Here is a 9,790-nt window from a genome sequence, read left to right as displayed (position 1 = left end):
GCCCTCGGCGTAGTTGGGTCCGCCGCGCTGTGTGCGTGCGACCCGTGCAGCTCCGCTGGCAGGGGCGATGCGGGGACGGCTGGTGACCACGGTGCCGAGGCTGCCGCGCGACGCGAGGATGCCCTCCTGCTTCAGGAGCTGGAGAGCCCTGGACACGGTTTTCCCTGACACGCCGAACTGATCACGAATCTCCGAAACCGACGGGAGCGGGTCGCCGGGGGACAGCTCGCCCTCCTCGACGAGTTGTCGGTAATGAGCGGCAACGTCCGCATATCCGTTGCCAGTTGACCTGTAGGCCATTTTCTCCCCTTTCGCGATGTACCTTCCTGTCGCCAAGGTACATGAAGAACGGCGATAGGTACATCACTTGCCCTCGAAGGGTGATCGATGTACCTTCGGACTCGCCGCAAGGTTCATCACGAACCTTGCGGGCCATGTCCGTCTTGCCCGAAAGGGGCTGTTTTGCATGTCAGAAGAAACGGCCGTCCCTCCGTCCCTCCGATCGTCAAATGCGGACGAATCGTCTGAACTTGCGCCCGGCACGGTGGAGTTCGTTCGCCGGGGCCTGGTGGTGGGTCTGGTCGGTGTCGTGGGCGTCGCGTTCACGGTGAGCTGGACGGCGCTGCACGATGTCGGCCGGGCGATCGGGCTCGCTGACCTGGGCGCGGTGCTCTACCCGCTGGCGGCTGACGGGCCGATCGCGCTGGCGCTGGTGGCGTCCCTGATCCTGGCCGGGCGGCACCGCCGGGCGGCGCTGCTCGTCCTCGGCGTCTACACCTGCGCCTCGCTGATCCTCAACTACGTGCACGGCCTGGTGCCGCTAACCGGCGTCCGGCCGCGGCTGAGCCCGGTGCCCTGGGTCCACTACGTGCTCGTCGGGCTGGCGTCGGCCCTCCCGGTCGCCAGCATCTTCTTCGGCGCAGACCTCGTGACCCGCGCCCTTCGCCGGGCCCGGCCGGGGGTGGACACCGGTGCGGCGCCGGTGGACACCCCGGTGTCCCCCGTCCCGGAGGTGCCGGTGGCTGCTGCGCCGCCCGCCCCGCCGGTGCCGCCGGTGGAAGTGCCGGCCGTTCCGGAGCCGGAGCGGGCGCCGCTGGTGATCTGCGATCGGGACCTCCCGCAGTGGCTGGTGGAGTCGGCCCCCGTACCGGAGCCGGAGCCCGCGTCGGTGCTGCCGGAGTCGGAGGAGCCGCAGCCGGAGCTGCCCGCGCCCGACCCGGAGCCGGTGCGGGAGCTGAGCGCGGCGGAGGCCGCGGCCGTCATCGAGCAGTGCTGGCGGGACGGCGAGCTGAGCATCCGGGACACCGCCGAGCGGGCCACCCGCAGCAAGAGCTACGTGGCCAAGGCGTTCACGACGCTCGCTGATCGGTACGGGCCCCGGCCGGTACGCGGCCAGCTGGAGATGGCGGGGGTGACCGGCTGATGCCGCTCCTCGTCCTGGCCTGGGCCTCCGTCAGCCTCCTCGCGCTCGCCGGTCTCGCCGCCGCCTCGCCCCGCGCGGTCGTCCCCGCGCTGCGCACCACGGTCTGCCTCCTCCCCCTCGTCGCCGCCCTCGCCCTCCTCCTCACCCTGGGAGCCCGTCATGCCTGAACTGCCCTCCTCGTCCTCCGGCCGGGTGCTCACCGGCGTGGTCATTCCGCCGCCGCCCGCCGCCGGTCCGACCGTCCCGCCGCAGCCGCCGCGCCCGCCGGCGGGTCCGCCCGCCCCGGCCGCGTCCGCCGGTACGGGCGGGGGGTGGACACCCCCGCCGCCCCCGCCGGGCCGGTGGACAGCACCGCCGCCCCCGCCCCCGCCGCCGTCCTACCCGCCCTACGTCCCGTACGGCGTGGCCCCGACGGAGATGCACCACCACATCACCCTGCACTGGCCGGAGGACGAGCCGACGCGGTGGCAGCGGATCTGCCGGGCTGTCCCCCTCCGGGTCGGCTGGGTGACCGCCCTGACGTCCCTGGCCGCCGCCACGGCCCCGATCCCCGGCGTCGGCTACGGCGTGGCCCGGATCTGGGGCGAGGCGCTGTGGGGCATGGACACCTCCCTCCACTACGCCGTCAGCAACATCGCCGGGTTCGGCGCGCTGCTCCTGGTGGGCGTGCGCATCGGCCGGCCGAACCGCATCGAGCACACCTTCAGCGGGGCGCGTGTCCGCCGTCTGACCTGGCTGGACATGTTCGGGGTGTGGGTGACCGGCATCGGCGGCACCTGGGCCGTCGTCTGGCCGGACCTCGTTGCGGCGCTGACGGGGGTGCGGGCATGAGCAGCGCGGTACTGACCGTTGCCGGGGCCACCGCGGCCACCACCGTGCTGGTCATCAACATCAGGTCCTGGTGGAAGGGCAACCGGGAGTTGAAGGCCCTGGTGCCGTACGGCACCGGGTTGATCCAGGGCACGTCCTGGACGCTGTGCGTCGGCGGCCTCCTGGGCGCCGTCTCCGTCCAGGCGATCGAGACCACCAACAAGGCGACGGCCGCGGCGATCGCGCACGCCACCGGCAAGTCGGGCGACGGCGGGGCCCTGGTCCACGGGTCGGCGGGCGCGCTGACCTTCCCCGGCGCCTGCGTCGTCGTCATCGCCTCGATCGTCGGCGGCATCGCTTTCAAGGCCGCGGGCAAGACCGACAAGAAGCGCATGGCGGGCGGGGTGTTCAGCGCGCTCACCCTGTGCACGACGGCCGGGGCCGCGCAGATCATGCAGTGGGTCCCCGACCTCTACAACAAGGGCGGCGACCTGCTGACCTCGGCGTTCAACGGCGGGTGGTCGCTGTGATCAACCTGGAGAAGGACGTCGAGGAGGACGTACAGCTCGACGCCGAGGAGGTCGAGGAGGTCGAGGACGGCCTCACCCTCCGGGAGCGGGTGGAGGACGCCACCGCCGCCCTGGTCCGCGCGGTGGAGGCGCTGGCCGAGGGAAGCGCCGTACTCGCCCAGCGGATCGGGCCCGGCACGGCGGCCTGGTGCAAGCGCGGCCACCGCGACGACCTGGAGGGCGTCGCCGCCGACCTCGGCATTTGGGTACGCGGCGCGGTCATCGCCGGTGCCGGGTACGGCATGTGGCGCCTGGTCGAGGCCCACCCGGGCACCCTGTGGGCCGTCGCCGGGGGCTGGTGCCTCGCCTGCCTCCGGGCCCGCACCACCGCCCGCAAGGCCAAGCAGGGGGAGGGGGAGACCGACAAGGCGGCCCCGGCCGCCGGCGGATCGGCGCCCGCCGCCGCGGCCGGTCCCCGGCCCTCCCCGGAGGGGTTCGTCCACCTCCTCCACGACCTCGTCCAGGAGCACTCCGGCGAGGGCAAGCAGACCCCCGGTCTGCACTGGCCGCAGATCGTCTCCGCGCTGTCCGTCCGCTACCCCGGCGGGGGGTCCAAGTCGGGGGCCTGGACGACCGCCGACGGGAAGCGTCTGTGTGAGGCCGCGGGGGTGCCCACCACCACCGGCACCCGGGCCCGCGGAGAGGGGGCCCGCAAGGGGGTCTCCACCGGGGTCCGCGTGAGGGACCTCCCGGACCGCCCGCCGCTCCCCTCCCCTGGCCCCTCTCCGGAAGGGGTGCCGGCCCCTGTTGTTGGTGTTGTTGTCGCAGGTCAGAACGAGCAACAACCCGAACAACAACAACAGCAACAGGGCGGGAACAACGTCGCGCACTGGGCCCCGGAAGTGGGGGGCTGGATCGTCGCCGACGCCACCAACCCCGCCCGCTGCCACGTCATCCGGCCCCCCGCGCCTACCGGCTGACGGCTCCCCAGTCGCCCCCGACCCGCCCACCCCGGGCGGGGCCGGGGACGGCCGAGGAGCCGCCACCCGGCGCCTCCCGCACAGAAATGCCCCGGCCGGGCCTCATCGCCAGAGTCCGCCCGACCGGGGCTCCGCCTCCGCAGAGACAGGAGCCCATCGTGGCATTCCGAACGTCGATCCCGCTGGACGAGCTGAAGGCCGGCCGTCCCGACAGCGACCACCAGGAGTACGGCACCGAGTACAGCGACGGCCGCGGCGGCTGGTACCCGGCCCCGGCCGAGGAGCGACCCGTCCCCGGCACCCACACCGGCGACGGCCGTCTGCGGGGTGACCGGTGATGGCGGACAACAGCAGCAAGCAGGCGCGCGACGAGCAGATCCGCAAGGACCTCAAAGAGGTCAACAAGCGGTCGACCGGGGGGTACTGCTGATGGCCGGCATCCGCATCCCCCACGACCTCCACACCCGGACCGCCGCCGAAATCCATCAGTGGGCCGCCGACGTCGCCGCCCGCGACGACGTCACTGACTACGAGCTGGCGCTCGCCCGCAACGCGGCGTCCGTCGCCCTCACCGGCACCGCACCGCCCCGACCGAAGCCCAACCGCCCCCGCCGCTGACGCCGGTGGACACCCGGCAGGCCGGTGGACACCGTGGTGTCCACCGGCCCCGCTCGACCGAGAGGATCACCCCATGACCGACCGCACCTACACCCGCCGCTGGCAGACCACCGCCCACCGCATCCTCGGACAGCTCATCACCGAGGGCCACGACGCGGGCCTGCCCCCGCTCATGTGGACGCTCGCCACCACCGGCGCCCTCGTCGGCGAGGCACCCGGCCTCGCCACCGACGCGGATCAGCGAGACACCGTCACCCGGTGGGCCGCCCACCTCGGCGCCACCGTCGCCGAGACCAGCCTCGACCACGGCCACCGCACCTCGCTCTACGCTCCGTTCACCCGCGACGGAGAACGCGTCGGCGCCATCCGCGCTGAGATCTACCACGACGAGACGGCCGCCTGAAAAACAGACAAAACGACTGATGCCCGGTCCAATTGGACCGGGCATCGGCACAACCACCTGTGCATCGCGCTGCATTACCGGCGCCTGCTAGGTCCACCGCCAATTCGATGGCAAGATCGCCGCCACAGGGCTCCACAAAAAAGCGGAGCGGCCCCGGGACTGCAATCCCATTAGGCCGCTCCTGCCGGGGTCCTGAAGACGCCTACCAAGCAATCTCAAAGGAACCCACGCTGATGCCCAGCGTACGGGACGACCAGTCGTCCGCACCAGATGACCAGGCCAACCGCGCCGCCAGTGGCCGAGCGCGCTGCCGCCGTAAGGGCTGTGGCCGGCGGTTCACCCGCTCCCGGGCGGGCCAGATCTACTGCTCCGCGACCTGCCGCAAGGGTGACGCGAAATCCACCCCAAAAACGGCCTCTGACCTGCGGAAACGAGCCTCCGCGAGTGGCCACTCCTTGGTAACTTCTCAACAGACTTGCCAGACCGCCCCCGACCAGCGGAAAAACGGCGGTGGGCCCGCTGGGGAGTCTGAGGGGGCGCAGCGCCCCTCAGAAGGACAGACCGACACCGGAGTCACCGGCGATCAGGCCCCGGACGGAGCGGGGCAGACCCCCGATCAGGAGGTCTCGCCGGGGCTGCGGCGGTGGCGGCGGCGGCGCATCGCGCAGGAGATCACCATCCACCGGTCCTGCGCGAAGTGCGGGCGGACGGCGGTCGCGCCCGAGCTGGGCGTCCTGACGGGCCGGACGGCGGACGGCAAGGCGGGCTCGCGGGGACAGATGACCTGCAACTCGATCTGGTTCTGCGCCCCGTGCGAGGCGTCCAGGCGAGCCGAGGACACGGCGGAGCTGACGACGGCCGCGCTGCGGTGGCTGGCCAAGGGCGGGACGCTCGCGGCCGTCGTGCTGACGGCCCGCCACAACAAGACGCACGCCCTGGCTGACCTGGTGGGCGCCCTGTGGGGACGGCCGGACATTGACCCGGCCACGGGCGAAGTGCGGCTGCGGAAGGCGGGCAAGGACAAGAACGGCGAGACGGTCTGGAAGCCCAAGCAGATCCCGGGCGCGTACCAGCAGATGCTCGTCAACCAGAAGTTCAGGCGCGACGTGGCCCCGTCGATCGGCTACGTCGGCATGGCCAGGAACCCGGAGGTCACCCGCTCCGAGGACAACGGGTGGAACCCGCACCTCAACGCCCTGGTGTTCCTCGGGGGTCGGCTGGTCGGGACCCCCGCGAACGGCCAGCTCGTCTACGAGGACGAGGACGGCAACCACACCTTCGAACCCGGCGACGGCAAGAGCTGCACCTTCGAGCCGACCGCCAAGAACCTGGAGGCGTGGGAGGACTGGCTGCGGGGCTTCTGGCAGGACGCTCTCCGCTCGATCGACCCGGCGTACACGCCGACCACCGAGTGCGCGCGGTTCAACTGCAAGTGCGGCGGCAAGGGCCACGGCATCAAGGTCGAGATCATCACCAGCCCGGATGACGAGGCGCTGATCAAGTACCTCACCAAGAGCGACGACAAGCCCGTGAAAACCAAGTCGGTCGCGGCCGACATCGAGGCCGCGCAAAAGGCGTCGGCAGAGGTCGCCTACACGTCCGGCAAGAACGCCCGCGGCAGGCGCTCGATGACGCCGTTCCAGTTCCTCGACCGCCTCTGGGCGATCCAGCGCGACGGCCTGGACGAGGACGAGGCGCCCGGGTACGGCACACGGGACCAGGTCCGGGCCTGGTGGACGGAGTACGAGACGGCGATGCACGGCCGCCGGGCGTTCGAGATGACACGCGGCCTCAAGCGCCACACCGACCTGAACGACGACGACTACCGATTCACCGAGCTGCAGAAGGTGTTCGTCGCCGGGGTGATTCTCACCGGCGACGCACACGGCAAGGTGACGGCGGCCGCGACGGACTACGACGTCATCGAGGCCGTACGTACGGAGCGCGAGGCGGACGTGCCGACCCTGGTCACCGACGCCGGCGGCCGCGCAGACCACGTCCGGGTGGTGAACGAAGACGGCTGCGCCAAGTTCACCGAAAGCCTGTCGGAAATGATGAAGGCCAAGGCCAAGGCGCGGATGTCCGAAGCCGAGGCGCTGCTCCGCGGCATGGAGAAGGTGAGGTGCCCGAGGTGCAAGGGCTCCGGGCACCTGGAGGAGTTCGCAGCCGTCCAGGGAGGCTCCTGCTTCGGCTGTAACGGCAGCGGCTGGACGTACGGCGAACCCACCGACGACACCGACGACGAGGAGTGACCCCGGTGGACACCCCGGTGTCCACCCCGTCCACCTCGACGTCCACCTCGACCGCCCCCGGTCGAGGACCGTCCTGCGGGATAGCTTGCTCCGCGCGGAAGACATTCTTCCGTACCAACTTGCTGGCCTGTGAGGACGGCCTCAGCGGAGCGACCGGCACTCAAATCTCCGGTCATCGTTGGTCTGTACGTGGATGCTGAGGATCTGGAGATCACACCGACGAGGGGCCCTAGCTGTGCCGGGGTGCGAGACCTGATTGTGGAGCTGCTGGAGTCCCATCCCCTCGTCAGCCGCGTCGGTGCGTATCAGGGAGAGGCCGGACTCGGGTTGGAGATCGGCGGCCTGGATTTCGATGTCTGGGTGGAGCCTGCCTGACCGCCACCGGGCACCGCCGCGGCACCGCCACCGGCCCGGCTGTGAGGTGTCCGGGTGGCGGTGCCGTGACGGTCAGATGACGGTGCCGTGGCGCTGCCCGGTGGCGGTCGGGAACGTAACGATGCCCACTAACTTGCTCCGACGCCCGGGGGGCTTTCTGACGTGGTTGACGTGTCGTCGCAGGTGCGGACGTGGGTGGGGACGTGGTGCTGACACCACGCCACCACGTGCCGCCCCGCGTCACGGCCACAGCACCGTTGCGACGCCGATGCCGACCGTGGCGCCGAGCGTCAGCGCGGGGACGAGCCGAGGGCGGATGTAGCCGACGAGCGCGGCGACGGCGGCCGCGAGCACGGCGATGGTGACGGCGGTCTGGGCGGTCATCTGGTCCTCCATGGGTCCGCCACACCCGGCATTTCCGGGGTGGTGGCGGCACGATCGAGGACCGCGGGGTTAGCCCCGCAACTCCGCTGTTGCGTGGCCCGCTACGCGCCGCGTCGGCCCAGAGCACGTCGTCCAGTAGATGGTGCGGCAGGCGGCTGCGGCTCGGCCGGCGCCTCGACCCAGGCGCCGACCGCGATGCGCTCGGCCGCGGTCATCGTCCTGGGATCGCGCGGGGGCTGGGGAGGCTCGGGACGTTCGGTGCCGACCCCGAGCGGGCGGCGAGTGGTGCTCATCCGCGCATCATCTCGCCTGCCCGGCATACCGGTGCGCGCGGAGCGCAAGAGGTGTGCTGTTCGCGGGGTTGTCGAATGTCGACTCGGTCCGGCTCGTTGGGAATGCCTAGGTGTGTTCTGTACTGCGGTTCGTAGCGGGCTTCGGTGGGCCTGTGGGTCGTGATGCATAGGTGTGGGGGATCGACGGCGTGCTCCTGGTGCTCGTCGTCGCGACGGCGACTGCGGTGCTACGGGTAGCACCGGGGGCCGCTACCGGTAGCACCCCCGCTAGCGGTTGAGGCGGCGTCAGAGCGGGCCGGTAGCGGGTAGCACCCCGTTCGCGGGCGGGGTGGACATCCGTCCCGTACGGCGGGGCCGGGGGTGTCCACCCCGTGTGTCCCCCGGCGGTGCGCCGTGCAACGTCACGTGACGGTGCCGGTACGGTGCCAGGGTGCCTACTCACGAGACCCCCCGCGACGCACAGGGCCGTCGCCTGTGCCAGCACTGCATGGAGCCGGTCCCGCCGTCGCTCGGCACCAAGCCGAAGAGCTACTGCTCGCGCAACTGCCGTCAGCGGGCGTACGAGACGCGCAAGCAGCTCGCCGTCGTCCAGGAGGCGGTTGCCGCCGCCGTGCGGCAGGCGTCGGCCGAACCGGAGCGGCCTGCAGCGTCACGTGACGTTGAGACGGAGCGGGCTGCAACGTCACGTGACGATGCAGGGTCCTCGTCGGCCGGGCCGGTGCAGGACGAACTGCCGGTGCCGGCCGAACCGGCAGAGCCGCGGCGGCGCTTCGGCCTGCCGTTCGTGCCGCGGTCGGTGGTCGCCCGTGGCGGGGAGTCCGGGGGCGCGTAGGCGACGACGCGCTCCTGTGCCCCGACGATGCCGGCGCCGACGCGGAGCGACCACACCGGCCGCCACCACCGCGCGGCAGCAGCAGCCCCCCGCCCGCCACAGCCGCGCCGGTGATCGCCTCGCGGCCCGCAGGGGCGGCGGCGGGGGTACGGCGCCCAGCCCGCGTCCCGGGCCGCCAGACGGCCGCTGAGAGCCGAGCCCACCCAACCCTCCCCCGTAGCTAGCCTGTCAACGGCTCCCCCATGACGGCGCGGACGGCCGCGGCGGGGCCACGTAAACCGCCCAGCGATGCCGCTCGCCTCCCGGACGGCCTGCCTGCCACCCAGAATTGGGAGGAGGTGGACGGGCCGTGACCTGCGTGGACGGCCGGGGAGGCCGGATGTCCACCCGGGGTGTCCCCCGCCCTGAGCGCGCGAAAGGGCCCGCACCGTATGGACGGTGCGGGCCCTCGTGGTGGTGCAGGGGCTAGCGGGCCTCGTGCCATAGGCCCGGGGCGTGGACGTCCTCCATCACCTCCAGGGGCCCCTCCTCGTCGCCGAACACGGTCTGGGTGACGAGCACCGGCACCGCGACGTCGGAGTCGGGCAGCGGGATTTCCAAGAGCTCCAGTTCGTCGCGGGCCGCGAACCGGGCGCCTCGACGCTCGGGCGAGGCATGTGTGCTGAGGCCGGTCTTCTCCTTGTACTGGATGAGCCAGTGGACCGGGCCCCGCGGGCCGTCCGTCAGCAGATCGTCGATGGCGGACAGGGCGCGCGGGTGGATGCACTCGATGCCGATCACGGTGGGCACGCCGTCCACGCGGAACACGCGGCGTCGGATGACGATCTCGTCGTGGGGCTCGATGCCCAGGAGCTGGCAGATCACTGGATCCGCGCAGGATCGCAGCATCGCCGTATGACCGGTCGATGTCT

At 71.9% G+C, this 9,790-nt stretch carries 15 protein-coding genes; 11 read left to right on the top strand and 4 right to left on the bottom strand.

All coding sequences use genetic code 11. The features are described from left to right. Positions 1 to 300 (bottom strand): winged helix-turn-helix domain-containing protein (locus ACZ4U4_RS30910; protein ID WP_467881299.1); only part of this gene is annotated, 300 nt, incomplete at its 3' end. A 244-nt stretch (positions 301 to 544) separates the two neighbouring features. Here ACZ4U4_RS30910 and ACZ4U4_RS30905 point away from each other — a divergent pair. The 8 genes from ACZ4U4_RS30905 (at position 545) to ACZ4U4_RS30870 (ending at position 4,743) form a co-directional block, all read left to right on the top strand. Continuing rightward, positions 545 to 1,423, top strand: coding sequence for a DUF2637 domain-containing protein (locus tag ACZ4U4_RS30905; protein ID WP_467881296.1), 879 nt, complete (start codon positions 545 to 547; stop codon positions 1,421 to 1,423). Then, positions 1,423 to 1,590, top strand: coding sequence for a hypothetical protein (locus ACZ4U4_RS30900; protein ID WP_467881293.1), 168 nt, complete (start codon positions 1,423 to 1,425; stop codon positions 1,588 to 1,590). Before ACZ4U4_RS30905 ends, ACZ4U4_RS30900 begins: the two co-directional genes overlap by 1 nt. Beyond that, the gene (locus ACZ4U4_RS30895) at positions 1,583 to 2,254 is read left to right on the top strand and encodes a hypothetical protein (RefSeq protein ID WP_467881291.1); all 672 of its coding nucleotides are present in this window, start codon (positions 1,583 to 1,585) and stop codon (positions 2,252 to 2,254) included. Before ACZ4U4_RS30900 ends, ACZ4U4_RS30895 begins: the two co-directional genes overlap by 8 nt. After that, positions 2,251 to 2,763, top strand: coding sequence for a hypothetical protein (locus ACZ4U4_RS30890; RefSeq protein ID WP_467881288.1), 513 nt, complete (start codon positions 2,251 to 2,253; stop codon positions 2,761 to 2,763). Before ACZ4U4_RS30895 ends, ACZ4U4_RS30890 begins: the two co-directional genes overlap by 4 nt. Further along, entirely contained in the window at positions 2,760 to 3,722 is a 963-nt protein-coding gene (locus ACZ4U4_RS30885; protein ID WP_467881285.1) for a hypothetical protein, read from the top strand. The genes ACZ4U4_RS30890 and ACZ4U4_RS30885 overlap by 4 nt, the downstream gene beginning before the upstream one ends. Positions 3,723 to 3,880: 158 nt before the next feature. Next, positions 3,881 to 4,060 (top strand): hypothetical protein, encoded by a 180-nt coding sequence (locus ACZ4U4_RS30880; protein ID WP_467881282.1) that lies wholly within the window; start codon positions 3,881 to 3,883, stop codon positions 4,058 to 4,060. 91 nt (positions 4,061 to 4,151) lie between these two features. Further along, positions 4,152 to 4,340 carry a hypothetical protein gene (locus ACZ4U4_RS30875; RefSeq protein WP_467881279.1) on the top strand — a complete coding sequence of 63 codons (189 nt, stop codon included), beginning with the start codon at positions 4,152 to 4,154 and terminating at the stop codon, positions 4,338 to 4,340. Positions 4,341 to 4,413: 73 nt separating this feature from the next. Then, positions 4,414 to 4,743: a hypothetical protein gene (locus ACZ4U4_RS30870; protein ID WP_467881277.1), complete on the top strand. Its 330-nt coding sequence runs from the start codon at positions 4,414 to 4,416 to the stop codon at positions 4,741 to 4,743. 616 nt (positions 4,744 to 5,359) lie between these two features. On the opposite strand, the gene ACZ4U4_RS30865 is transcribed toward ACZ4U4_RS30870, so the two are convergent. Further along, positions 5,360 to 5,533, bottom strand: coding sequence for a hypothetical protein (locus tag ACZ4U4_RS30865; RefSeq protein ID WP_467881275.1), 174 nt, complete (start codon positions 5,531 to 5,533; stop codon positions 5,360 to 5,362). Here ACZ4U4_RS30865 and ACZ4U4_RS30860 point away from each other — a divergent pair. Continuing rightward, positions 5,523 to 6,995 (top strand): replication protein, encoded by a 1,473-nt coding sequence (locus tag ACZ4U4_RS30860; protein ID WP_467881272.1) that lies wholly within the window; start codon positions 5,523 to 5,525, stop codon positions 6,993 to 6,995. The two genes, ACZ4U4_RS30865 and ACZ4U4_RS30860, sit on opposite strands and share 11 nt — an antisense overlap. A gap of 243 nt (positions 6,996 to 7,238) precedes the next feature. Next, the gene (locus ACZ4U4_RS30855) at positions 7,239 to 7,370 is read left to right on the top strand and encodes a hypothetical protein (protein ID WP_467881269.1); all 132 of its coding nucleotides are present in this window, start codon (positions 7,239 to 7,241) and stop codon (positions 7,368 to 7,370) included. A gap of 240 nt (positions 7,371 to 7,610) precedes the next feature. On the opposite strand, the gene ACZ4U4_RS30850 is transcribed toward ACZ4U4_RS30855, so the two are convergent. After that, the gene (locus ACZ4U4_RS30850) at positions 7,611 to 7,754 is read right to left on the bottom strand and encodes a hypothetical protein (RefSeq protein WP_467881266.1); all 144 of its coding nucleotides are present in this window, start codon (positions 7,752 to 7,754) and stop codon (positions 7,611 to 7,613) included. Between the two features lie 723 nt (positions 7,755 to 8,477). Here ACZ4U4_RS30850 and ACZ4U4_RS30845 point away from each other — a divergent pair. Next, complete coding sequence (locus ACZ4U4_RS30845) at positions 8,478 to 8,879, top strand: hypothetical protein (protein WP_467881263.1); 402 nt, start codon at positions 8,478 to 8,480, stop codon at positions 8,877 to 8,879. A 465-nt stretch (positions 8,880 to 9,344) separates the two neighbouring features. Here ACZ4U4_RS30845 and ACZ4U4_RS30840 read toward each other — a convergent pair. Then, on the bottom strand, positions 9,345 to 9,790 hold a 446-nt coding region (locus ACZ4U4_RS30840), incomplete at its 5' end, for a UTRA domain-containing protein (RefSeq protein WP_467881260.1).

Source organism: Streptomyces sp. NPDC029159 (assembly GCF_055564055.1).
The sequence above is the reverse complement of the archived record's forward strand: the minus strand, read 5'-3'. Positions and strand labels throughout refer to the sequence as shown.

Excerpts from the sequence above, each read along its gene's own strand:
- ACZ4U4_RS30870 (WP_467881277.1), top strand. The coding sequence starts at position 4,414 with ATGACCGACCGCACCTACACCCGCCGCTGGCAGACCACCGCCCACCGC.
- ACZ4U4_RS30860 (WP_467881272.1), top strand. The coding sequence starts at position 5,523 with ATGACCTGCAACTCGATCTGGTTCTGCGCCCCGTGCGAGGCGTCCAGG.
- ACZ4U4_RS30875 (WP_467881279.1), top strand. The coding sequence starts at position 4,152 with ATGGCCGGCATCCGCATCCCCCACGACCTCCACACCCGGACCGCCGCC.
- ACZ4U4_RS30900 (WP_467881293.1), top strand. The coding sequence starts at position 1,423 with ATGCCGCTCCTCGTCCTGGCCTGGGCCTCCGTCAGCCTCCTCGCGCTC.
- ACZ4U4_RS30890 (WP_467881288.1), top strand. The coding sequence starts at position 2,251 with ATGAGCAGCGCGGTACTGACCGTTGCCGGGGCCACCGCGGCCACCACC.
- ACZ4U4_RS30895 (WP_467881291.1), top strand. The coding sequence starts at position 1,583 with ATGCCTGAACTGCCCTCCTCGTCCTCCGGCCGGGTGCTCACCGGCGTG.
- ACZ4U4_RS30850 (WP_467881266.1), bottom strand. The coding sequence starts at position 7,754 with ATGACCGCCCAGACCGCCGTCACCATCGCCGTGCTCGCGGCCGCCGTC.